The sequence below is a fragment of the Margalitia sp. FSL K6-0131 genome (genome assembly GCF_038008735.1).
Taxonomy (GTDB): domain Bacteria; phylum Bacillota; class Bacilli; order Bacillales; family Bacillaceae_C; genus Margalitia; species Margalitia shackletonii.
The window spans coordinates 3776337-3798248 of sequence record NZ_JBBOZS010000001.1 but is presented as its reverse complement, the minus strand read 5'-3'; the positions used below and the strand labels follow the sequence as shown (position 1 = coordinate 3798248).

Here is a 21912-nt window from a genome sequence, read left to right as displayed (position 1 = left end):
TTTTAAAATCTTTCAATGTTCCTCACCTTTAGTTGTGTCAGGTGTGTTCACCATATGTTGTGCCGTTAAGACTAATCTCGAAAAAAATTGTTCCCGAATTGGGCCCTCTAATTTGACTTCGTCCATTGCTGCACTCATACAGGATAACCATGCTTTAGCACGTTTTGGTGTAATCTCATGAGGTAAGTGTCTTGCTCGCATCATGGGATGTCCGTGCTCATTTGAATAAAGAGTTGGTCCGCCTAAAAACTGTGTTAAAAATTGTTTCTGTTTTCTCGCCACTTCTGATAAATCCTCAGGAAAAATGGGAATTAAATCTGGATGTCTTGCCACTCTGTAATAAAACGCATCGACTAATTTGTTTAACGTTTCTTCCCCTATGATGTCATACGGTACTATACGCTTCTCTACCATATGATAATTACCCCTTTTATTAACGGCTCTTTTCATATACTTTATTGCTGCTTTGTCGAAAATCAAAAAATTTCTCCGGGTAAGATAGAATAACTTTTTATAAGAAATGATACCTCGAAATGAAACGTTAGAAAAAAAGCAGCATTTGTATAGAAAATAACCTTAATAGTTGTATTATGTATACTTATTTTAGCAATGACCTATTAATAACACAAACAAATAGCTTATAATTGTTTTATTTTTTACAAATATCTATACGTTATACTTTCTTCAAGGAAATTCAAATCATAAAAAATACCGCTGCACAATTGTTACAGCGGCTATACTAATTGACTGGTTATACGTCTGACATAATTTTGTGTTTCCTTAAATGGAGGTACTCCATTATATCGTTCGACATTACCTGGACCGGCATTGTATGCTGCAAGAGCTAATACGATGTTTCCATCAAATTTGTCCAGCATACTCCTTAAATATTTTGATCCTGCATCAATATTTTCAGCCGGGTCAAATATATTCGTCACACCGAGACTTTTGGCCGTAGATGGCATTAATTGCATCAATCCGGAAGCTCCGGAACTGCTAACAGCTTTTGGATTAAAATTTGATTCTTGTTTAATAACGGACTTTATTAGATTTTCCGGCAAGTCATATTTATTCGCTGCATTCTTAATAAGGCTGTCCAGATCTTTGGGAACACTATCATTATTTTCGATTGTGTTTAACAACGGAAGAGTATTAATATAATTGGCAGGGGATGATAATCCACTTATTGTATTCATACCCGTTGCGGAATTGTCCGATAAGTCTTGTAATGCATTAGATAAAAGCTCTTGAAATAATGAACTGCTGTTATCTTCTGTTGAAGCTAGTGTGCTTGCAGATGATAGATTTTGCAAAGCTCGTAGTTCCATTATCGTTTTAAGCTGATTTACATTCATCTTTAAAGTGCCTCTCCTACTTTTAGAATAGAACATTTAATTTTTTTCGTTAAACTCGTGAGCATTGTTGTATCGCCATAATCATACAATTGTCGGATACATAAAATTAATGTCCATTTTTTAATTTCTTGTACTCTCGATAAAATCTAATAACTTTATTTTCCGATAGTCTAAGGGGTATTTGAAAATGCTCCAGTAATTTGCGAAAATTTTCTTCCCCCTTATTCTTATCTGTTACTTCATATTCTATCTCATAATCCTCTTTATTTAAATAGGAACTATAGTCAAAAACTAATAATCCCCCTAAATAAGCAATTTCAGCCCTTTTGGTAGTTAGACTTCCGAAGCAAGAAAGGGTGTTAAAATCAATATTTAAATCTGTTAATGTATTTTTCACTTCACCATCAGGGAGATAGCCTGTTTCAATCATTTTTAGTGCTGCTTGTTCTTCAAGATATTCATTTGTTTCCCAATTACCATCCTTCACAGGCTGTTTTAAAGTCAGCTCATAATCCCCTTTCTTTTTTCTGATTCTGAGAGCACAGCTTATATTTTTTATGTCAAACTCTGGAGTATCAAAATAATAGTTTTTTTGTATGACCATGTCTTCCTTTTCGATGTTAAATTCATGAATCAATTTCGTGAATTCGTCTACTGTCACTAGGTTTTTAAATTCGATTTCCAATTCACTGCTCATAAATGATAAGACCCCTTTAATAAAAATTTCCACGCAATAACCGTATTTTATCAATGCTAATATTTCATTCGCAATAACCAAGCATTATAAGATATAATAAATGTTGAAAAAAAGGGATTGGGAGTCTTAGATGTCAATATCAAATACATAAGGTTGTAAGAGCCTGCACTGCTCTTAAAAATTCAACTATAGAATACATCGCTTGGAAACAAGAAGGGGGTTATGCCTAATGAATCATTGGGACCAATTTCTAGCTCCGTATAAGCAGGCAGTAGATGAATTAAAAGTAAAATTAAAAGGAATGAGAACACTTTTTGAACAGGAACATATACATTCACCGATAGAATTCGTCACCGGCCGAGTAAAACCAATATCAAGCATACTTGATAAGGCAACGCAAAAGAAGATACCGCTTGACAGATTAGAAGCAGAAATGCAGGATATAGCTGGCTTGCGTATGATGTGTCAATTTGTGGATGATATAAAAAAAGTTGTTTCTCTTTTAAGATTAAGAAACGATTTCAAAATAGTAGAAGAACGAGACTATATTACTAATAAAAAATCAAGTGGTTATCGGTCGTATCATGTTGTCATCGAATACCCCGTCCAAACAATTCATGGTGAGAAAAAAATACTAGCTGAGATACAAATACGAACATTGGCAATGAATTTTTGGGCTACCATTGAGCATTCCCTAAATTATAAATATCGTGGTCAATTCCCTGAAGATATAAAAATGCGCCTGCAAAGAGCTGCAGAAGCAGCATTTCTTCTAGACGAAGAAATGTCAGAAATACGAGAAGAAATTCAAGAGGCACAGGCTTTTTTCACAAAAAATAAGGAAAAAAATAAATCGGATAAGGAAAGCAGGAATTAAAAAAGGCTCTTTTCTAAAACTAGACGAAGCCTATATTTAGATTAAGAATAAATGAAAAAATGACCTGAAACTCAGTCTACATTAGGATTTATAACAACGTACGAAAAACAACGATCAATACGAATACAGTATTTCGAATGAATAGTTGTTAGTTTGGAAGGAAGGTGTAATTACTTGAAATTTTCAATAACCTCAAAAGGAAATGCACAATCAAATGCATTAATGCACAAAATTCGTACATATTTACAGGATTTTGGTTTAACATATGATGAATCGCAGCCTGATATTGTAATTTCCGTGGGCGGAGACGGGACGCTTCTTTATGCCTTTCATCGTTACAGCTCAAGATTAGATAAGACGGCATTCGTTGGAATTCATACAGGGCATCTTGGTTTTTATGCAGATTGGGTTCCAGATGAAATTGAAAAACTGGTAATCGCTATTGCTAAAACCCCTTATCAAGTGGTGGAATATCCGACTCTTGAAGTGATTATTCGATATCAACACGGTGGAAAAGAAACGAGATATTTGGCTTTGAATGAATCTACCGTTAAATGTGTGGAAGGTACATTGGTAATGGATATTGAAATTAAGGGTCTGCACTTTGAACGATTCAGAGGAGATGGTCTCTGTGTTTCCACCCCATCAGGTAGCACCGCTTATAATAAAGCCCTCGGTGGTGCCATTATCCATCCATCATTGCAGGCCATTCAATTGGCGGAAATGGCATCGATTAATAACAAGGTATTCAGGACAATCGGCTCACCATTGATTTTGCCATCGCATCATACCTGCACATTAAAGCCTGTTCGAGATCAGGATTTCATGATAACGATTGATCATTTAACATTGCTGCATAAGGATGTAAAATCCATTCAATTCCGTGTGGCGAATGAAAAAATCCGGTTTGCAAGATTTCGTCCATTACCTTTTTGGACAAGGGTACATGATTCTTTTATTGCAGATAAAGATCAATAAAATATTGATTTTGCTGGCCCTATTTTTTCACTTTAGACAGATAGTGGATTTCGCAAAGATGATAACAGTGGAGGGGTCCTGTGGCACCATTTAACTTACACTGGGTAATTGAGGAGAAAGACGCTGATAAATGGATCAAACAATTTTTGGCGGAGCACGAAATTTCCCGGAGAGCATTAACAGATATTAAGTTTAACGGCGGGAATATTTCGGTAAATGGGAAGGAAGAAAATGTTCGATATAAGCTGAGAACTGGAGATAAATTAGATATTGTTTTCCCGCCGGAAGAGCGAAGCGAGACATTGGTAAGTGAAAATATACCATTAAACATCGTTTTTGAGGATCTATCCATTCTAGTTATTGATAAGCCTCCTTATATGAGTACCATCCCTTCGAGGGAGCATCCGACAGGCAGTTTAGCAAATGCATTAATGGGCTATTATGAGAAGCAATCCATTGAATCATCTGCCCATATAGTTACAAGGCTGGATCGAAATACGTCTGGGTTGGTACTCATTGCGAAGCATCGATATATTCATCATCTATGCAGCTTGTTACAGCAAAAAAGGCAAATCAAACGAACATACCAAGCATTAGCAGAAGGTTATTTTACAGACAATTTCGGAACAATAGAAGCTCCAATTGGGAGAAAAGAAACAAGCATCATTGAAAGGGAAGTCAGGCCGGACGGTCAATATGCGTGCACTCATTTTGAAGTGCTGGAACAGCATGTGGGTTTTAGCCATGTGAAAGTGTGGTTAGATACTGGAAGGACACATCAAATTCGTGTCCATATGTCCTATATCGGTCACCCTTTGTTAGGGGATGACCTATATGGTGGGAACACAACTCAGTTTACAAGACAAGCATTGCATTGCAGTGATTTACACTTTATACATCCGATAACGAAAGAGGAAATGACGTTTCACAGTGAAATTCCGGAAGATATCAGGCCGTAATGTAAGCAGCACTTTTTAATTAGTGCTGTTTTTTTTATAAAAAAACTAAAAGGTAAATACCTCAGTTTCAGTTCTGAGAATGTACATTCGAAGCCATATTATGGAAATTAACTGGGATGTTGGAGTTATGAAGGACAGGGTATTGATAGAAAACAAGGGAAGTGTCCTTCATCAGGGCTATGAAGGACAAGAAATAGAAAGAAAACAAGGGAAGTGTCCTTCACGGGGTTATGAAGGACAAGAAATAGAAAGAAAACAAGGGAAGTGTCCTTCATCGGGGCTATGAGGGACAAGATAGTGATAAAAAACAAGGGAAGTGTCCTTCATCGGGGCTATGAGGGACAAGATAGTGATAAAAAACAAGGGAAGTGTCCTTCATCGGGGTTATGAGGGACAAGATAGTGATAAAAAACAAGCAACGTGACCTTCATCGGAGTTATGAGGGACAAGAAAAAGATTGAAAATAAGCGAAGTGTCCTTCACGGGGTTATGAAGGACACTTCGTGTGGGAAAATGATCGGGTATGATGATAGATAGGAAAATGTTCATCGCTGCCTTCTTAATTAAGAATCAAAATGGTTAAATTTCTCACCAACAAACGGCATGGAAGATGGCACAGAAATTGTTTCCATCTCCGGGTACCTAAGGGCAGTCAACTTTCCTCCAAAAACCGCTCCCGTATCGATATTAACTGTATTACGGATAAACCTTGGTTCTAAAACCGGTGTATGTCCATAGACAATGGTTGGTTTACCATTGTACAATTTTGCCCAATCTCTTCTCACAGGTGAACCATCCGGGTGTTTTTCCCCTGTAATATCTCCATAAAGAACAAACGTTTTTACTTTACTATTCATTTTTCCAATATAATCTTCACGAATTCCAGCATGTGCAATCACAAGCCTGTTATTATCTAACAGCAAATAGAGTGGTGAGTTTTCATACATTTCCACAAAAATATTTCTGTAGTGTTTTTTTTGTTGATCAGTACATGCAGATAACTCCGCAACAGTTGTTTCAAGTCCATGGGTTACTTGCACCTTGTTTCCTAAAAAATACCGATATAGTTTATTGCAGTGATTTCCCGGCACATAATATGCTTGTTTTTCTTTCCACAGCTGGTAGACAATATCAATTACCTTTAGCGACTCCGGGCCACGATCCGTTAAATCACCCACAAATCCAAGACAACGGCCGCTTGGATGAACTGGAATCCCATCCTTCCAGACATAACCTAACTGTATAGTTAATTGATGAAATTCACTAAAACAACCGTGAATATCCCCGATAATATCCATTTTCATATGAATCCTCCTTCCTATGGGTAAAATAAATTTGAAATATGAATAAGGTTATTATTAGCCAAAAGTAAAGAATCTTGTTAGGATAGAAACTAACAATTTTTTTAAATTGTGCTTTAGCCGAAGAGGGATAATTTACGAATAATCATTTCGCGGTGATTATCACCGGAACTGGCAGAATAATCGCTGGAACTGACGGAATAATCACCAGAACTGGCGAAAATAACACTAGAAATAGTTATAGCAATGGCTCGGCAGGCTAAATGAAATTAGCGGCAAAATTAAGGGAATTAACGGCTATTTTTTCCCATTCGGCTCAGGTTAACTCTTGATGTTAGAGTTGAATTATTTTAGAAGGGAGATGAACAATGGCACATACATCTGTTGCTTCATTATTGATTGTAATTGTGGCTGCGTTTTTAACGCCAATCCTTTTACACCGATTAAAACTATCCTTTATACCTGTCGTAATCGGTGAAATTATCGTAGGGTTAATTATTGGAAAAAGCGGGTTCGATATAATTGAAAAAGACACTTGGCTTAACACATTATCCACTTTAGGGTTTATTTTCTTAATGTTTTTAAGTGGAGTTGAAATAGATTTTTCAGCATTTGTAAGCAGAAAAAAGTCAGTAACATTGCCGAACGGGAAGAAAGAACCAAACCGTTTAAAGGTAGCTATTATTATCTTTATCGGCATATTTATCGTTTCTGTTATTCTATCCTATGTATTTGTCTTTATCGGACTAATTCATAATGCATTCCTTATGACATTAATTATATCCACTATTTCACTTGGTGTTGTAGTGCCAACCTTGAAAGACGCACATATTATGAAGACTGGAATAGGACAGATTATCCTATTGATAGCTGTAATCGCAGATTTAGTTACGATGATTTTATTGGCAGTCTTTGTTTCTCTCTCAGGCAAAGAAACAAGCAATATGTGGCTATTATTGATTTTGTTTGCAGGTGGAGTTCTGTTATATTTTATTGCAAAGGGATTTAAAAAAAGATCCTTATTTAAAAAGCTTTCCACAGGAACAGTGCAAATAGGAACAAGAGCTATTTTTACACTAATTATTATTTTAGTTGCGTTATCGGAATCTGTTGGAGCAGAGAATATTCTTGGTGCCTTCCTAGCGGGGACACTCGTGTCCTTATTATCGCCAAATCAAGAAATGGTTCGGCAGCTTGATTCTTTTGGATATGGCTTTCTCATCCCGATTTTCTTTGTCATGGTTGGGGTAGATTTGGATTTACATTCCATGCTGAGTGATCCAAAATTGCTAATGTTTATTCCACTTTTAATGATTGCCTTTTTTATTTCGAAAATTTTTCCGGTCCTGCTTTTAAAAAAATGGTATGATACGAAAACGGTTGTATCCTCTGCATTTTTGCTGACCTCGACCCTTTCGTTGGTCATTGCGGCAGCCAAAATTGCGGAACGTATAGGAGTTATTTCGACAAGCATGAGCGGTACGCTAATATTAGTGGCAGTCATTACATGCATTATTACGCCAATTATCTTTAGAAAGTTATTTCCAAAAGAAAATATTCAAGTCCGCAAATTGAAGGTTGCGCTTGTCGGGGCAAATCAATTAACCATGTCAGTTAATAGGGAATTAAAATCATCGTTGTATTCGCCAACCTTGTATCACACGATATTAGATAAAGCAGAAAATCAAATTGCTGATTCCCTATTTGATGTCATTGAAATTGAAAATTATGAATCAGATTCACTGGAAAAGGCAGGGATATTTGAAGCTGATATTGTCGTTATTATGACAGGAAATGAGGAAATTAATTCTCAATTAGCAGGGATTGCTAAGCGCAAGGGGGTTGAAAGAGTGATTGCCCGTATTGAAAGTCCAAGTCTTGAAGAATCAACGACGGAACAGGGGGTAGAGGTTTTTTCTACATTGCTGTCCACACAGGCATTGTTACGGGCATTCATTGAATCACCGGATATAATCAATTTATTAACTAATAAAGAGACATCACTATTTGAAATCACGATGTTAAATCACGAATTTGAAGGAATGACATTAAGAAGGTTCCCATTCACAGGAGATATTATTTTCGTACGGATATTCCGCGGAAATGACTCTATTGTGCCGCATGGGGATACACAGTTGCATTTGCATGATCGTTTAATTATTACAGGTTCAAAAGAGTATGCAGATGAACTGAAGCGGGAGCTTGAATTTTGCGAGTAATACATGAAATTGAATAAATTTAGGGGTGATTTTGCGTTCAGGGAGAATAGGGAAATACACATATGAGTGGATTTCTCCTGACCAAATCACCCTAAAATAAAAATGAAGTGTTTCAAATATAGTAACAGCTGCTAAAACCAGGTATAATATAAAGAGAATCATAATATTTTGTTGGAGGATAAAATGGAAGATTTATTAAAACTAAAAGATAAAAACATTGTAGTCATGGGTGTTGCAAATGAACGCAGTATAGCATGGGGAGTAGCACAGTCTCTTCACAATGCAGGGGCAAACTTAATTTTTACATACAGATTGGAACGTTCACTAGGAAAATTAACTCAACTGCTTGAAAAATATAATTATCCTAAAAGCTTGGTTGTTCAATGTGATGTAAATAATGATGAGAGCGTTCAAAATGCTTTTAATGAAATTGGTGAAAAAGTAGGAGTGATCCATGGTGTTGTTCATTCCGTTGCCTTTGCTCATGCGGAGGATTTAAAAGGTGATTTTATTGATACTTCCAGAGAAGGATATGCATTTGCGCAAGATACTAGTGCCTATTCATTAGTAGCTGCAGCTAAGGCAGCGAAGCCTTATATGACAGAAGGCGGTTCTATTGTTACGATGAGTTATCTTGGGGCTGCTCGTGCAATACCAGGGTACAATGTAATGGGAGTAGCAAAAGCAGCGCTTGAATCCTGTGTAAAATATTTAACATTTGATTTAGGAAAAGAAAATATCCGTGTTAATGCTATTTCTGCGGGACCAATTCGTACGCTTGCTGCAAAAGGTGTACCCGGATTTAATGACATCATGAAAATGATCGAAGAAAAAGCACCATTAAAGAAAAATGTTACGGCGGAAGAAGTCGGAGATATGACACTTGCTTTACTCAGCCATTTATCAAGAGGGGTAACTGGTGAAGTGATTTATGTAGATTCAGGTTATAATATTGTAGGATAAAAAAAAACCTCCATTTCACATTTGAAATGGAGGTTTTTTCTTTATTAATACGCTAAGCTGAATAACGCTTTTATGTGAGATAAGTAACGGATATTACTTGCTTCTTTCATTAGTGATGCTGGCATACCTTTAAGAGGTATATTGTTTGCTCCGATTGTAGCAACAGCATCTTTGCGTCCCAAGCTAGCTAAAGTACCCGAGTTTACTTGAGTAAATGTCTTCATTGCTTTGTTTTCTAAATAAGCATATAAGTTATAGCCTGTTTGTTCTCCCATTTGCCAAGCAATTTGAGCTGTTGGAGGGTATGGACGGTCGCCATTTGCAGGGAAGACAACAGCGCTGTCACCTACAACAAATACGTCGTTGTGGGAAGTAGATTGCAGATATTCGTTTACGGTAGCACGTCCACGGTTTACCTCTAATCCGGATTCTCCTACAAGTGGATTTCCTTGAACTCCACCTGTCCAAACGAATGTATTGGATACAATTTTTTGTCCGTCCTTAAGTTCAATTGTATTACCTTCAACGTTCGTTACTGGTAGTCCAGTTAAGAATTGAACACCGCGATCTTCAAGGCTTTTAGTGGCGCGTTCAATTAAATTTTCCGGTAATACTGGAAGAATTTTTGGACCTGCTTCAACTAGAAGTAGTTTAATTTCTTTTGGATCGATACCATACTTACTTGTAAGTGTTGGGAGTTTATCTGCGATTTCACCAACTAGTTCAACCCCAGTTAAACCGCCTCCGCCAATAAGGATAGTTGCGTCTGCTTCATTTTTTGTTTTTGCGTATTCTTGAAGGCGTCCCTCAATATGGCTTTTAATCTTATTAGCATCAGCTGCAGATTTTAATACCATGCTGTTTTCTTCTAATCCTGGAATACCAAAGTATGCCGTTGTACTTCCTAGTCCAACAACAAGTGCATCATAAGTTAATAGTTCGCCATTAGATAGCTTTACTTTTTTATTATCAACATTAAAAGATTCTACTTTTGCGATTTTAAGATCAATGTCTTTTCCTTTGAAAAGTTTATCTAGAGGCAGAGCAACTGCTTCTTGAGTAGCGCTCCCTGCAGCAAGACGATGTAGTTCTGTAATGATTTGATGTGTAGGATATTGATTAATAACAGTCACTTGTGCTTGATCTTTATTTAAATACTTGCGAATATTCAATGCCGTAAGTAGGCCGCCATAACCTGCGCCTAAAATGACAATTTTCTTTGACATAGTTTCTCCTCCGTCCTTAGTAATAAAATAAGAAATTAGTTATTGGATTTCTCTGCTGTAACTTTAAGATAAGCATCAACAAAACGGAAAAGTTTTTGTGCTTGTGGATCTTTGAGCATTCTTAGCAAACCAAATAGACCGATAGTTTCATTACTAACTTCTGCACGGTCTTTTGCTTCAATCACAGTAGCTGCAACACTTTTTGCTGTGTCTTTTACTGGTTCTGCAATTTCTTTAATTGCTCCAATCGTATCGCTCTTTAAAATTTCATCTGTAGCAACTTTTTGCACAAAATCAAATGATGTTGTAAGGAAACTCACCATTTCTGTTAATTTTGGGAGTTGCTCCACTAATGTGTTCAATGATTCTTGAACTTCCGGCTTTAATAATTGATCCAGAATATCTAATTTTTCCTGGCTTACCGTTACGTTTTTTGTTTTTGCATTTTCAACTACTTCTGCCATAACCTATTCTCCTTTACACTAAGTTTTATAAACAGTTAAAATAATGTCCCATTGCATTATACCTCTTATTTGCAAAAGGGAAAAGTATATCGAACGAATTACTTGTGAAATTTGTTCATTTTCAATTTTAAGGGAGAGATAGTATGCGCATTCATTATTTATATTGTTCCATTTCTACTTTCATTAATGCGAAGAAGGATGGATTTATTAAACAAAAAAGTCATTAATCAATAAGGATTCGGCATATTTATATAAGCAGATGATGAAAAAAGAGGGGAAAAACCGTGATCAATTCTTGGCTTTTATTGTTTTTATTTTCCTTAGCAGCTTTCCGCCTCACTCGCCTGCTTGTATATGATAAAATTACTGCATTTATTCGAAGCCCGTTTCACGAAGAAGTAGATGAAACCGATGAGAATGGTACAACGGTTACATACATTAAAATAAAGGGAAGTGGTTTGAGATCATGGATAGGTGAATTATTAAGCTGCTATTGGTGTACAGGAGTTTGGTGCTCCGCTTTTATATATATATTATGGTTAATTGTACCTGCTATAGCACAACCTCTCATTATTTTATTAGCAATCGCCGGTCTTGCAGGAATTTTCGAAGCGGTGCTAACCAAATTCATGGATTGACAATACGAACTACAAGTTTCTTTCCTTCATATAATGGCTAATGGTATAAAACAACAGGAGAGGATGACGACCGTTGAATATGAGAAAACCCATTATCAGAACTCCAGCAATGCCCCCATATGCAAGACCATTGATTACAACGCCTACTGTAAAAAAAGTAAAAAAGAGCGGCTGCGGCTGTGGAAAGAAAAAAGTAAAGTAAGCAGGCAAATAATATATGCCTGTTTTTTTATTTTTTTGAAAAACGAGTGAGTGAAACCTAAGTGAATTCATTAAAGCGACAATTCGCATCCGTTATTCATAACTCCACTCGCAAAGAGTCACAATCCTTCAAGCATTGTTTTGATTAAAAAGATCCTCCTATATTTTCCACTCTGTCCGTTCTCATAAAATGTTGATTTCTGCTAAAAATAATCTTTAGACAATTGATTCTATAGGAGAGGAATGCGGTATGAACAAAGGATGCAAGCACATTTTTATCATCTTTTCCGTCCTGTTGTTATTAGTTGGCTGCAGTAATCAAAACGATAATAAGAAAAGCAGCATGGCCTTAATTAAAACTACTCAGCCAACTCCGGTGAAGCTTAGCAATAAAAACAATGAGACACTTCCAGTCAAAGTAAAAAAAGAAGTAGCAAATATAAAAGAAATCTATGATGTTGCTGTAATCGAAGGAAATAAAACAATCTTAGTAGCCTATAAAGTCAAACATTTATATCGTTTTCGTATGAAAAGTATTGAAAAGAAATTAACGGATCGATTGGAAAAAGAGTATCCAAATGAAAAATTTGTTGTATCCAGCGATTATAAAATATTTCTGGAGGCTGTCCGATTAAGGGAGGCACTAAAAGCCGGAAAGATTTCCAAAAAGGATGCAAGAAAAAGATTTAACGACATCGTAAAATTAAAAGAAGAATTAACATAGAAAGTGTGAGTGTATATGGCCAATAAAAACAAAACAAAAACACCAGAACAAATTCAATATGATCAATTACAAAAAAAACATGAACTGAAAAGACCAGTATTAAAAAATTGTATTCGTGCCTTTTTTATTGGAGGGATTATTTGTTTAGTAGGACAAGCTGTTACATATTTTTATATCTACTTTTTCAACTTTACAGAGCAGACTGCTGGAAATCCAACCGTTGCAACGATGGTTTTTCTTGCCATGCTGTTAACAGGCTTTGGTGTGTATGACCGAATGGGACAATTTGCAGGTGCCGGAAGTGCAGTGCCGGTAACAGGATTCGGCAACGCCGTCATCTCTTCTGCCATCGAACATCGAACAGAGGGGTATGTTCTTGGAGTTGGGGGAAATATGTTTAAATTAGCCGGGTCTGTTATTTTGTTTGGTGTCTTTTCCGCTTTTATAGTGGCCTTGGTTAAAACCGTCCTTACCATGTGGGGGGGATTGTAATGTTAAATGGTGCACAAACATGGGTCTTTAATAGCAAACCTGCCATTTTATCGACAGGTGTAGTAGGAGGGCCATTTGAAAAAAACGGAAATCTTGCCAATGATTTTGACAAATTTCATGAAGACCTATGGATGGGACAGGATTCCTATGAAAAGGCGCAACGAATCTTAATTGAAGACGCTGTAGATATTATTTTAAAAAAAGAAGGGATAAAAGAGGAGAAGGTTCAATTTTTTATTACCGGTGATTTAATTAATCAAATAACCCCATCAAGCTTTGCTGCAAGAACGAATCAAATCCCTAATCTAGGCTTATTCAGTGCATGTGCTACTTCGATGGAGGGGTTAGCCTTATCCGCCTTTATTATTAATTATCAAGGTGCAAATAAAATTATTACTGGAGCATCCAGTCATAATGCTTCTGCAGAAAAGCAATTTCGTTATCCTACAGAATATGGCGGACAGAAACCCCCTACAGCTCAATGGACAGTTACAGGTGCAGGGTTTGCGCTAATTGGTTCAGGAAATGAGGCTGCAGAAAAACCGCACCCAAGAATTTTATCTGCTACTATTGGGAAAGTAATTGATTTAGGAATATCTGATCCCTTTAACATGGGCGGGGCAATGGCTCCTGCGGCAGTGGATACGATTGAGAGACATCTCCAGGATCTTCAAATTGATCCATCTTATTATGATCTAATTGTGACGGGAGATTTAGCTACCATTGGAAGAAATGTTGCATTAGAGCTTTTTGAACAAAAAGGTATTCCAATTAAGGAAGAACAATTTAAGGATTGTGGGTTACTCATTTATAAAAAGGATCAGCCAGTACAATCAGGAGCGAGCGGTCCGGGGTGTTCAGCTACCGTCCTTTACGGTCATCTTCTAAACCAGATGAAGAGCGGAAAATTAAAAAGGATTTTAGTGGTAGCAACAGGTGCGTTACTTTCACCCCTTTCCTTTCAACAAAAGGATACTATTCCATGTATTGCACATGCGGTTGCAATTGAATATTTATAGGAATTCAAAAAGAAAGGGTGAACATTATGCTTGCAATGTTTTTTTGGGCATTTGTCATTGGCGGTATTATTTGCGTGATTGGTCAATTATTATTCGATGTCGCCAAATTAACACCAGCACATACTTTAAGCTTACTTGTTTCCATTGGTGCGATACTTGCAGGTCTTGGCTTATATGAGCCACTCATTGATTTTGCTGGTGCAGGTGCCACTATTCCAATCACTAGCTTCGGAAACTCACTAGTACAAGGAGCTATGAATGAAGCAGGAAAGCATGGACTGGTCGGTGTATTGACAGGAATGTTTGAAGTAACCTCCTCAGGTATTTCTGCTGCAATTATCTTTGGCTTCATTGGGGCATTGTTATTTAAGCCAAAAGGATAAAGAAATGTAATTGTTGTTAATGGAAAACCCAAAAGCCCATACACATTTATCCCGCGTTTCATACTCTATAACGAGTAGAAAAAAAGCGAGGTGAGGTTGTATGTTCGGTTATGGAGGATACGGATACGGCGGCTGCTGTGGATATGGATACGGCGGCGGTTATGGCTGCGGAAACACTTTTGTTTTAATTGTTGTGCTGTTCATATTGTTAATTATTGTTGGAGCATGTTTTTGCTAAACAATGGTCCTCATAAAGATGGAGTAAAACATAGTGGTTTTGCTCCATCTTTTATGTAGAAAATAAATTTTTCACTTTCAAAGATCTCCAAGCTCGGATTTCTCCGTCTCCTCTTACCATAACTACCTCACCTTATTTCCCTTTATCTCGAGGTGAGCGCGAAATCCGTACGCTGATGAGCAAGGGCCTATCACATTTCTATATTGTCCGCCTTTTTCTTTCACCATTTATGAATTTCTTACATAACATAATGTAGTTGAAAGGGAGGGCGAGACGTTTATGGATAATCCTTTATTTAAAAATATTGAAAAGAAAACAGGCGTAAATATGAAGGAAATCTTAGAATTGGCGAACTCTTTGCAAAATGCCAATTTTAAGGATGAGAAAACAGTTCGAAGTATTATTCATAGAGTATCAGAAATTGCAAATAAGAAGGTTCCAAAGGAATTAGAAGATAAATTGGTAAAATCTATTACACAAGATGGAAAGAATTTAGATTTTAACACATTATCAAAAATGATGAATACTCCTAAAAAGAAATAATTTATTTCTAAGGGCTTGCCAGGTCGCAAGTCTTTTTTTCTTTTCCATCACATATACTTTAATATGCATCTATTCAAAAGGATGGGAGAAAAATTGGGCTATATCTTGCCAATTACGCAATATTCGCCGCCTGGAAGGAAAATAGAGAAGGAACCATTGAAATTATTTCCATCCGAACGGCCAAACCTTCTATTTCAACCATATAAGCACACTGCTTATATGGCTACGGAAAAGAAGGAAAACCACATCTATAGCGAAATGATAGTTTCTGTTGAACAATATTATAGATTAACTGGAAAAGGAAAACATATAAATGTATTAAAATAAAAAAAATGCCTAAAAAGGCATTTTCTACAATGATTTCTCCATTGTTTTGTGAGGAATTCCAGCATCAAGAAATTCATCGGATACTACTTCATATTTTAATTTTTCATAAAATGGAATGGCATGTGTTTGAGCATTTAATTTTAATCTAGTTAATCCCTGTTCAGAAGCGTGCTGTTCGATAGCTTCCATAATGATTTTCCCCGCACCTTTTCCTCTGTAGGAAGAGAGAATACAAATTCTCTCTACTTTTCCTTTTCCATCTACTACTCTAAAGCGGCCAGCACCTATCGGCTTATTATCGTCATATAATACAAAATGATCTGCTGCATCCTCGTACTGATCAATTTCCTCTTCTTCGGGAACCTGTTGCTCCTCTATAAATACAATTTTTCGAATCGTAAATGCGTCCTTTAGTTCATCCTCTGTTGTTACTTTAACGATGTTCACTTCATTTATTCCTTTCCTAAATGATATGTTTCATATACGGTCCAAGAACCATTATCAAGTTGATATAAAAGGTGAAATCGATCGATAACTTCTTCATGGTCTATACCAAGCATTCTTAATTGACCATAAATATCGGAATGTTCATCACTGGATAGCTTTTGTCCAATCGTAATATGTGGAACAAACGCATATTCCGATACTGCGTCAGGTAATAATTCTTCTAAATTCTTTTGTAAATTCTGTAATTCAGATGTAGGCTCCACTTTGAAATAAATTGTATTATTAACTGGTTGAAAGGAACTTACCTTAGAAATCTTTAATGGAACGGGCCGGTGATTTTTTGCAATCTGATTTAGTTTTTCAGAGTAAGTTGCAATTTCTCCATCAGATAATTCAAAAGCGGCTTTCAGTGTTAAGTGTGGAGGAATAAGAGCATAGTGAGGATCGTAACGCATTCTGTAAGAATTGGCGAGATCTTGTAGTTTTTTAGATGGGAACATAACTATTCCATATTTCATTAGTTTCAACCTCCTTATTCTTTACGAACATAATACTATTATAACAAATTTTCTAAATTTTTTATATAGCCAAATAGGCTCACAAAGATTAAAACATGTATTTCAAAGCTCTCTTTAAATCCGGTTGCCAATATTTCCAGGTATGTTCCCCATCAAATTCCTCATAAAAAACCGAAAATTTCTTTTCCTTAAACAATTGGTGTAGTTTTCGGTTTGGAGTAAGAAAATCCTGAACTTGCCCATTTGTCGTTTTTACTTTTGTTTCTCCTTTTCCAATTATATGATAGACAGAAAGTAAGGATGGATCAGGGTGTTGTTCCACTGCCTCTAGCACTTTTTCATCCACCATAGGGGATTGTAAAATAACCTTTCCGAAAATATTAGGGTATTTCGCCGCCGTTAAAAGAGATACAGTCGCAGCTAATGAATCGCCTATTAGCACTCTTCCCATTCCCATATGAAAAGTTGGAAATTCTTTATCTAAATAAGGTACAAGTTCATGAGCAAGAAAACGTATGTAAGCTTGATTTTGTTCTCCATCCGGATGGTATTTCTTACGGCGATCATGTACATTTTGATAAGGAATCCCTACTATTATCAGGTTTTCTATCTCATGGTTCTCCAATAGCTCATCTGCAACTCTGGCAATTCTTCCAAGCTGAAAATAATCCTTCCCATCTTGGGCAATTAATAGATGATATTTATATAATGGCGAAAAGGTAGCAGGGAGATAAATAAGGATAGTTAAGCTTTCCCCTAATTCTTTACTTTCAAACGTAAGTTCTTTAATAGTACCTCTTGCTTGTGTCATTGCTGTAATCCTCCATTTTATGGTGTATAAGTTAATGGCTATATTTTATCATAATTCGCAAGCAAACAATTAAAAATTAAATACGATAACCTTCCTTAAACTTTTCCGAAAGGCACTTTTCCATTTAAAGGCTGACAACCATATAACTATTGGTTCCTTTAATGGCTGAGGTTGTATTACTCTATAAAAAGGTAATTTAAAAAATAAGAATGGATAGGATAATTAATCCTGATATTATTTTATACTTCCGTAGTATTTTTTAATGTAAAAAAGATATCATATTTGGTAATGTGGCTAATATTATATGATGAATATTTAGCCACATTACCGGATCCTTGGGGATATTTCCAATACGGATGGTGGAAGCTTGGGTATTCAGGAATTTTAGACATTGTATTTTTGATCATTTTAGTAAGATTTTCCAAATGGATGTGTCGGGTGGGAGATAAGATGCATTTGTCCAATGGACTATTAAATGGCGGTAATAAATTATTGCCGTAAGATACAAACTAACCTTTGTTTACTATTTACATCTTGGATCATTCATTATTAATCGCTAATTTGTTCCGGAGTAATTCTCTGTTTTGCAGGATTCTTTTATCATTTGGACGATATTGAAAGGCTTTCTCATTATGTTCATAGGATTTTTGAAAATCACCTAAATAATAGTAGCAAACACACATTTGTAAATGCGGATACCAGGTATAATAGGCTGGGTAAGAAAAGCTCCATTGATCTGAGTCCGGCGGAAGTTGTGTAGCAAGTCCATACCAAAATACAGCGGTACGGTAATCTCCTTTTCGCTGAAAGTTATACCCTATTCGACTGCAGCTTTCCGGCCTAGGAGTCTTTGAAAATTCAAATGATTGGAATAAACTTTTTAGTTCATTTTCGGAATCCCCAAGGAATAAATAACAATCAGCCTTGTTAATACAGGCATAAAGCTTATCCTCAATCCAACCTGATGTTAATTCGATATTCTTATTGTAATTTTCTATTGCTTTTTCATAGTGACCGTTTTCTCTTAGTTCATTCCCATAATAGAAATAGTCTCTAGCTGTAAAAATGTCTCCTCTTTCAATCTTACTTTGATAAATATTTAATGCTCTTCCAACGGAATGCCGAATTTTTTTATGAGTAACGGAAATATCAGAATTGATGATTTTTCCATAGACATCAAGATACTGATGACAATCGCCCCGCCACTTATAATACTTATCTCTTTTCACTAATCGGTTTCTTCGATAGCGCAATGTTACGTTCCCGTATTCGTCGGTACCAGCATCATAATACATGGAAACGGAATCAACTGAAGGATCCAGTGATTGTTTTAATTCCATTAATTTTTTTTGATCTTCTTCCAATATTACATCATCGGCATCCAGATATAGAATATAGTCCTTTGTGGCATATTTAAAGGATTCGTTTCTTGCTGCAGCAAAATTTCCTATCCATTCAAAGAAAAAGACCCTGTCCGTATATTCTTTTGCAATTTCAACGGTTCGATCTGTAGAACCGGTATCTACGATATTGATTTCATCCACAATGTCTTTAACACTATCAAGACATCTTGCTAATACTTCTTCTTCGTTTTTAACTATCATACATAAGCTGATAGTGATCAACTAAAGCACGCTCCTTTGTAAAAATTGTTTAAGGTCTATATAGCATACTCATAAACACTTAAAATGTTTGGATAATGCACTTAAAAACTAGAAACCTTTTATATTAGTGAAAGAGATAGCCAATAGGCTACCTCTTTCAACATATTAACTAATTAAGCTAATTTTTCAATTTGAATATGAGCGTTTGTTCCAGTTGATAGTGATAAAGCTACACCAGTAACGACGATGGAAACTGTAACTGGAGCAGTTGTTACATTGACGATTGTTTCTCCAATTAATGGTGCCCCAACCGCCGCAAGTGCGAAGTCACCTGAAACAGGAGTTCCATTGACAGTAATTTCAGCACCGCCAAGTAGGCTTACTGCAGTTGTATATAAGATGAATCTCACAGAGTAAAAACCAGGAGCATTTAAACTAAAGGTTGTTGTTGTTGGTTGGGTTATATCGGTTCCGAATGATGTTTCTGGTGTATTAAATGGTACAGCTCCACCAACACCGACCGTAATACCTCCTTGATTTCGTGCACTAAATCCAGCTGCTAAGCCTGTACCTGTAGCTCCAGTTGGTCCTGCTGGCCCGGTAACACCTGCTGGTCCGGTAGCACCTGCTGGTCCGGTAGCACCCGCTGGTCCCGTAGCACCTGCTGGCCCGGTAGCACCTGCTGGTCCCGTAACACCCGCTGGTCCCGTAACACCTGCTGGTCCGGTAGCACCAGCTGGCCCGGTAGCACCAGCTGGTCCGGTAGCACCAGCTGGTCCGGTAGCACCCGCTGGTCCAGTAGCACCAGCTGGTCCAGTAGCACCAGCTGGCCCGGTAGCACCAGCTGGTCCGGTAGCACCTACTGGTCCCGTAACACCCGCTGGTCCGGTAGCACCAGCTGGTCCGGTAGCACCAGCTGGTCCGGTAGCACCAGCTGGTCCGGTAGCACCAGCTGGCCCGGTAGCACCAGCTGGTCCCGTAACACCTGCTGGTCCGGTAGCACCAGCTGGTCCGGTAGCACCTGCTGGCCCGGTAGCACCTGCTGGCCCGGTAGCACCAGCTGGTCCCGTAACACCTGCTGGTCCCGTAACACCTGCTGGCCCGGTAGCACCAGCTGGCCCCGTAGCACCTGCTGGTCCGGTAGCACCCGCTGGTCCGGTAGCACCTGCTGGTCCTGTAGTACCTGCTGGCCCTGTAGCACCTGCTGGCCCCGTAGCACCAGCTGGTCCGGTAGCACCAGCTGGTCCGGTAGCACCTGCTGGTCCTGTAGCACCTGCTGGCCCTGTAGCACCTGCTGGCCCGGTAGCACCTGCTGGTCCAGTAGCACCTGCTGGTCCCGTAACACCCGCTGGTCCGGTAGCACCTGCTGGCCCGGTAGCACCCGCTGGTCCAGTAGCACCTGCTGGTCCGGTAGCACCCGCTGGTCCGGTAGCACCCGCTGGTCCGGTAGCACCTGCTGGTCCCGTAACACCCGCTGGTCCGGTAGCACCTGCTGGTCCCGTAACACCCGCTGGTCCGGTAGCACCCGCTGGTCCGGTAGCACCTGCTGGCCCGGTAGCACCCGCTGGTCCAGTAGCACCTGCTGGTCCGGTAGCACCCGCTGGTCCGGTAGCACCCGCTGGTCCGGTAGCACCTGCTGGTCCCGTAACACCCGCTGGTCCGGTAGCACCTGCTGGTCCCGTAACACCCGCTGGTCCGGTAGCACCCGCTGGTCCGGTAGCACCTGCTGGCCCGGTAGCACCCGCTGGTCCAGTAGCACCTGCTGGTCCGGTAGCACCCGCTGGTCCGGTAGCACCCGCTGGTCCGGTAGCACCTGCTGGTCCCGTAACACCCGCTGGTCCGGTAGCACCTGCTGGTCCCGTAACACCCGCTGGTCCGGTAGCACCCGCTGGTCCGGTAGCACCTGCTGGTCCGGTAGCACCTGCTGGCCCCGTAGCACCCGCCGGTCCGGTAGCGCCAGGTGTTCCTGGAGGTCCCGCTGGTCCCGTAGGTCCTGCCGGTCCGGTAGCGCCAGGTGTTCCTGGAGGTCCCGCTGGTCCCGTAGGTCCTGCCGGTCCGGTAGCACCTGGAGGTCCTGTTGGCCCTGTAGTTCCCGGTCCTCCATTATTTGTTGTGTCTAATAGTTGAATATCGTCTACTAAAATATCTGCGCTTCCTGGAAATGGCAGTTTATTGATGACAACAAGTGCTTGAGTTGTCCCTAAAGGAGCTGGACTTGTTTCATGATAGATTTCGAGCCAATTGTCATTATCTGCTGAAGGAAGAGCGCCAGGCGGAATATTATCTATTAAACTATAGCCAAGGTAATCTAGAGCATTATCATAAAAAACTACGAGAAGTGCTACAGGTGGAGATGGGTCAGAACCAACTTTTGATAATGAGGCAAGAAATTCAAAACTTTCACCAGGATTCGCATCTACAAATTGTACTAAATAGGAGTTAATATCCCCGCCAGCTAACCTGGCAGAATAATAACCTGAATGAGAAAATTCAGTGGTTATGGCAGCATTCTCTTCCAGCCAATTATCAAGGGATCCATCTTCAAAATCTCCGTTTACAATAAAATTTCTTATAGCCAATTTTCTTCAACCTCCTTTACAATGTTGCTTCTTCTTTTTAGAGTTTTATTGGGTGATACGGTTATAATACTGATTTATCTTTAACAAATATGAACCTTTAGTAATTCTCGGCGAGCTAATATCAGCTTTGTTTAACATTATCTTTAAAAAGAAGAAGCTTACCACATACTATGGAACTATCGAACTTATCGTATCCACCATTGTTTTAAAGCAATCACACATTTATTTAAGATTTTGAGACTGTCATCACAAGTTTTGATAAAATTGGTATAAAAGTCCAGGTGAGTGATAAGAAGTACTATAAAAATATGTTTCACCTAAAAAAAGGAGTCACGTAAGAATGAAAAAA

The 21912-nt window shown here is 38.4% G+C and carries 27 protein-coding genes; 16 read left to right on the top strand and 11 right to left on the bottom strand.

Annotation, left to right across the window (positions count from 1 at the left end; translation table 11 throughout):
- Window positions 1-12 precede the first annotated feature (12 nt).
- From NSQ59_RS18675 to NSQ59_RS18665, 3 genes are all read right to left on the bottom strand, one after another.
- On the bottom strand, window positions 13-414 hold the full coding sequence (locus NSQ59_RS18675; protein ID WP_055741271.1) for a globin domain-containing protein: 402 nt from the start codon (window positions 412-414) through the stop codon (window positions 13-15).
- A gap of 320 nt (window positions 415-734) precedes the next feature.
- Window positions 735-1355: a lytic transglycosylase domain-containing protein gene (locus NSQ59_RS18670; protein ID WP_340832401.1), complete on the bottom strand. Its 621-nt coding sequence runs from the start codon at window positions 1353-1355 to the stop codon at window positions 735-737.
- Between the two features lie 106 nt (window positions 1356-1461).
- Window positions 1462-2052, bottom strand: coding sequence for a CYTH domain-containing protein (locus tag NSQ59_RS18665; RefSeq protein ID WP_340832400.1), 591 nt, complete (start codon window positions 2050-2052; stop codon window positions 1462-1464).
- 229 nt (window positions 2053-2281) lie between these two features.
- Between NSQ59_RS18665 and NSQ59_RS18660 the strand changes: the two genes are divergently transcribed.
- The 4 genes from NSQ59_RS18660 to NSQ59_RS18645 all read left to right on the top strand — a co-directional run bounded on the left by NSQ59_RS18660 (window position 2282) and on the right by NSQ59_RS18645 (window position 5152).
- On the top strand, window positions 2282-2929 hold the full coding sequence (locus NSQ59_RS18660; RefSeq protein WP_055740770.1) for a GTP pyrophosphokinase: 648 nt from the start codon (window positions 2282-2284) through the stop codon (window positions 2927-2929).
- A gap of 174 nt (window positions 2930-3103) precedes the next feature.
- A complete protein-coding gene (locus NSQ59_RS18655; protein WP_055740769.1) occupies window positions 3104-3907 on the top strand; it encodes an NAD kinase in 804 nt (267 codons plus the stop codon).
- A gap of 80 nt (window positions 3908-3987) precedes the next feature.
- The gene (locus tag NSQ59_RS18650; RefSeq protein WP_340832399.1) at window positions 3988-4866 is read left to right on the top strand and encodes an RluA family pseudouridine synthase; all 879 of its coding nucleotides are present in this window, start codon (window positions 3988-3990) and stop codon (window positions 4864-4866) included.
- A gap of 127 nt (window positions 4867-4993) precedes the next feature.
- A complete protein-coding gene (locus NSQ59_RS18645) occupies window positions 4994-5152 on the top strand; it encodes a hypothetical protein (RefSeq protein WP_340832398.1) in 159 nt (52 codons plus the stop codon).
- A gap of 277 nt (window positions 5153-5429) precedes the next feature.
- Here NSQ59_RS18645 and prpE read toward each other — a convergent pair whose 3' ends face one another.
- Window positions 5430-6170 (bottom strand): bis(5'-nucleosyl)-tetraphosphatase PrpE, encoded by a 741-nt coding sequence (gene prpE, locus NSQ59_RS18640; protein ID WP_340832397.1) that lies wholly within the window; start codon window positions 6168-6170, stop codon window positions 5430-5432.
- A 365-nt stretch (window positions 6171-6535) separates the two neighbouring features.
- Here prpE and NSQ59_RS18635 point away from each other — a divergent pair, with 365 nt between their 5' ends.
- Together NSQ59_RS18635 and fabI are read left to right on the top strand one after the other, a co-directional pair.
- Window positions 6536-8386, top strand: a complete 1851-nt coding sequence (locus NSQ59_RS18635) for a monovalent cation:proton antiporter family protein (protein WP_340832396.1) — start codon at window positions 6536-6538, stop codon at window positions 8384-8386.
- Between the two features lie 183 nt (window positions 8387-8569).
- Window positions 8570-9349: an enoyl-ACP reductase FabI gene (fabI, locus tag NSQ59_RS18630; protein ID WP_126649409.1), complete on the top strand. Its 780-nt coding sequence runs from the start codon at window positions 8570-8572 to the stop codon at window positions 9347-9349.
- 44 nt (window positions 9350-9393) lie between these two features.
- Here fabI and NSQ59_RS18625 read toward each other — a convergent pair whose 3' ends face one another.
- Together NSQ59_RS18625 and NSQ59_RS18620 are read right to left on the bottom strand one after the other, a co-directional pair.
- Entirely contained in the window at window positions 9394-10575 is a 1182-nt protein-coding gene (locus NSQ59_RS18625; RefSeq protein WP_055740764.1) for an NAD(P)/FAD-dependent oxidoreductase, read from the bottom strand.
- 35 nt (window positions 10576-10610) lie between these two features.
- Window positions 10611-11039, bottom strand: coding sequence for a DUF1641 domain-containing protein (locus NSQ59_RS18620; protein WP_055740763.1), 429 nt, complete (start codon window positions 11037-11039; stop codon window positions 10611-10613).
- A gap of 284 nt (window positions 11040-11323) precedes the next feature.
- Here NSQ59_RS18620 and NSQ59_RS18615 point away from each other — a divergent pair, with 284 nt between their 5' ends.
- The 9 genes from NSQ59_RS18615 to NSQ59_RS18575 all read left to right on the top strand — a co-directional run bounded on the left by NSQ59_RS18615 (window position 11324) and on the right by NSQ59_RS18575 (window position 15604).
- Complete coding sequence (locus NSQ59_RS18615) at window positions 11324-11677, top strand: DUF1360 domain-containing protein (protein ID WP_340832395.1); 354 nt, start codon at window positions 11324-11326, stop codon at window positions 11675-11677.
- Between the two features lie 73 nt (window positions 11678-11750).
- Entirely contained in the window at window positions 11751-11879 is a 129-nt protein-coding gene (locus NSQ59_RS18610) for a hypothetical protein (protein WP_268888416.1), read from the top strand.
- A 249-nt stretch (window positions 11880-12128) separates the two neighbouring features.
- Window positions 12129-12602 carry a YhcN/YlaJ family sporulation lipoprotein gene (locus NSQ59_RS18605; protein WP_055740760.1) on the top strand — a complete coding sequence of 158 codons (474 nt, stop codon included), beginning with the start codon at window positions 12129-12131 and terminating at the stop codon, window positions 12600-12602.
- 15 nt (window positions 12603-12617) lie between these two features.
- Window positions 12618-13094 (top strand): stage V sporulation protein AC, encoded by a 477-nt coding sequence (gene spoVAC / locus NSQ59_RS18600; protein ID WP_055740759.1) that lies wholly within the window; start codon window positions 12618-12620, stop codon window positions 13092-13094.
- On the top strand, window positions 13094-14113 hold the full coding sequence (spoVAD, locus tag NSQ59_RS18595; protein ID WP_126649413.1) for a stage V sporulation protein AD: 1020 nt from the start codon (window positions 13094-13096) through the stop codon (window positions 14111-14113). The genes spoVAC and spoVAD overlap by 1 nt, the downstream gene beginning before the upstream one ends.
- A gap of 26 nt (window positions 14114-14139) precedes the next feature.
- The gene (gene spoVAE, locus NSQ59_RS18590) at window positions 14140-14496 is read left to right on the top strand and encodes a stage V sporulation protein AE (protein ID WP_055740757.1); all 357 of its coding nucleotides are present in this window, start codon (window positions 14140-14142) and stop codon (window positions 14494-14496) included.
- 100 nt (window positions 14497-14596) lie between these two features.
- Window positions 14597-14734 carry a YjcZ family sporulation protein gene (locus NSQ59_RS18585; protein ID WP_083489383.1) on the top strand — a complete coding sequence of 46 codons (138 nt, stop codon included), beginning with the start codon at window positions 14597-14599 and terminating at the stop codon, window positions 14732-14734.
- Window positions 14735-15013: 279 nt separating this feature from the next.
- The gene (locus NSQ59_RS18580; RefSeq protein ID WP_055740756.1) at window positions 15014-15277 is read left to right on the top strand and encodes a stage VI sporulation protein F; all 264 of its coding nucleotides are present in this window, start codon (window positions 15014-15016) and stop codon (window positions 15275-15277) included.
- 93 nt (window positions 15278-15370) lie between these two features.
- Window positions 15371-15604: a hypothetical protein gene (locus NSQ59_RS18575; protein WP_055740755.1), complete on the top strand. Its 234-nt coding sequence runs from the start codon at window positions 15371-15373 to the stop codon at window positions 15602-15604.
- A gap of 24 nt (window positions 15605-15628) precedes the next feature.
- Here the strand turns inward: NSQ59_RS18575 and NSQ59_RS18570 are convergent, their stop codons facing one another.
- The 3 genes from NSQ59_RS18570 to NSQ59_RS18560 all read right to left on the bottom strand — a co-directional run bounded on the left by NSQ59_RS18570 (window position 15629) and on the right by NSQ59_RS18560 (window position 17380).
- Window positions 15629-16051: a GNAT family N-acetyltransferase gene (locus NSQ59_RS18570; RefSeq protein ID WP_055740754.1), complete on the bottom strand. Its 423-nt coding sequence runs from the start codon at window positions 16049-16051 to the stop codon at window positions 15629-15631.
- A gap of 5 nt (window positions 16052-16056) precedes the next feature.
- On the bottom strand, window positions 16057-16569 hold the full coding sequence (locus tag NSQ59_RS18565; RefSeq protein ID WP_055740753.1) for a YjcG family protein: 513 nt from the start codon (window positions 16567-16569) through the stop codon (window positions 16057-16059).
- A gap of 88 nt (window positions 16570-16657) precedes the next feature.
- On the bottom strand, window positions 16658-17380 hold the full coding sequence (locus NSQ59_RS18560; protein WP_340832394.1) for an alpha/beta hydrolase: 723 nt from the start codon (window positions 17378-17380) through the stop codon (window positions 16658-16660).
- Window positions 17381-17662: 282 nt separating this feature from the next.
- Here NSQ59_RS18560 and NSQ59_RS18555 point away from each other — a divergent pair, with 282 nt between their 5' ends.
- Window positions 17663-17881, top strand: a complete 219-nt coding sequence (locus tag NSQ59_RS18555; protein ID WP_055740751.1) for a hypothetical protein — start codon at window positions 17663-17665, stop codon at window positions 17879-17881.
- Window positions 17882-17919: 38 nt separating this feature from the next.
- Here NSQ59_RS18555 and NSQ59_RS18550 read toward each other — a convergent pair whose 3' ends face one another.
- Entirely contained in the window at window positions 17920-19005 is a 1086-nt protein-coding gene (locus NSQ59_RS18550) for a glycosyltransferase (RefSeq protein ID WP_055740750.1), read from the bottom strand.
- A 152-nt stretch (window positions 19006-19157) separates the two neighbouring features.
- Entirely contained in the window at window positions 19158-21563 is a 2406-nt protein-coding gene (locus NSQ59_RS18545) for an NTTRR-F1 domain (protein ID WP_340832393.1), read from the bottom strand.
- Window positions 21564-21912 lie beyond the last annotated feature (349 nt).

Excerpts from the sequence above, each read along its gene's own strand:
- NSQ59_RS18675 (WP_055741271.1), bottom strand. The coding sequence starts at position 414 with ATGGTAGAGAAGCGTATAGTACCGTATGACATCATAGGGGAAGAAACG.
- NSQ59_RS18670 (WP_340832401.1), bottom strand. The coding sequence starts at position 1,355 with ATGAATGTAAATCAGCTTAAAACGATAATGGAACTACGAGCTTTGCAA.
- NSQ59_RS18665 (WP_340832400.1), bottom strand. The coding sequence starts at position 2,052 with ATGAGCAGTGAATTGGAAATCGAATTTAAAAACCTAGTGACAGTAGAC.
- NSQ59_RS18660 (WP_055740770.1), top strand. The coding sequence starts at position 2,282 with ATGAATCATTGGGACCAATTTCTAGCTCCGTATAAGCAGGCAGTAGAT.
- NSQ59_RS18645 (WP_340832398.1), top strand. The coding sequence starts at position 4,994 with ATGAAGGACAGGGTATTGATAGAAAACAAGGGAAGTGTCCTTCATCAG.
- prpE (WP_340832397.1), bottom strand. The coding sequence starts at position 6,170 with ATGAAAATGGATATTATCGGGGATATTCACGGTTGTTTTAGTGAATTT.
- NSQ59_RS18635 (WP_340832396.1), top strand. The coding sequence starts at position 6,536 with ATGGCACATACATCTGTTGCTTCATTATTGATTGTAATTGTGGCTGCG.
- fabI (WP_126649409.1), top strand. The coding sequence starts at position 8,570 with ATGGAAGATTTATTAAAACTAAAAGATAAAAACATTGTAGTCATGGGT.
- NSQ59_RS18625 (WP_055740764.1), bottom strand. The coding sequence starts at position 10,575 with ATGTCAAAGAAAATTGTCATTTTAGGCGCAGGTTATGGCGGCCTACTT.
- NSQ59_RS18620 (WP_055740763.1), bottom strand. The coding sequence starts at position 11,039 with ATGGCAGAAGTAGTTGAAAATGCAAAAACAAAAAACGTAACGGTAAGC.
- NSQ59_RS18605 (WP_055740760.1), top strand. The coding sequence starts at position 12,129 with ATGAACAAAGGATGCAAGCACATTTTTATCATCTTTTCCGTCCTGTTG.
- spoVAC (WP_055740759.1), top strand. The coding sequence starts at position 12,618 with ATGGCCAATAAAAACAAAACAAAAACACCAGAACAAATTCAATATGAT.
- spoVAD (WP_126649413.1), top strand. The coding sequence starts at position 13,094 with ATGTTAAATGGTGCACAAACATGGGTCTTTAATAGCAAACCTGCCATT.
- spoVAE (WP_055740757.1), top strand. The coding sequence starts at position 14,140 with ATGCTTGCAATGTTTTTTTGGGCATTTGTCATTGGCGGTATTATTTGC.
- NSQ59_RS18585 (WP_083489383.1), top strand. The coding sequence starts at position 14,597 with ATGTTCGGTTATGGAGGATACGGATACGGCGGCTGCTGTGGATATGGA.
- NSQ59_RS18580 (WP_055740756.1), top strand. The coding sequence starts at position 15,014 with ATGGATAATCCTTTATTTAAAAATATTGAAAAGAAAACAGGCGTAAAT.
- NSQ59_RS18565 (WP_055740753.1), bottom strand. The coding sequence starts at position 16,569 with ATGAAATATGGAATAGTTATGTTCCCATCTAAAAAACTACAAGATCTC.
- NSQ59_RS18560 (WP_340832394.1), bottom strand. The coding sequence starts at position 17,380 with ATGACACAAGCAAGAGGTACTATTAAAGAACTTACGTTTGAAAGTAAA.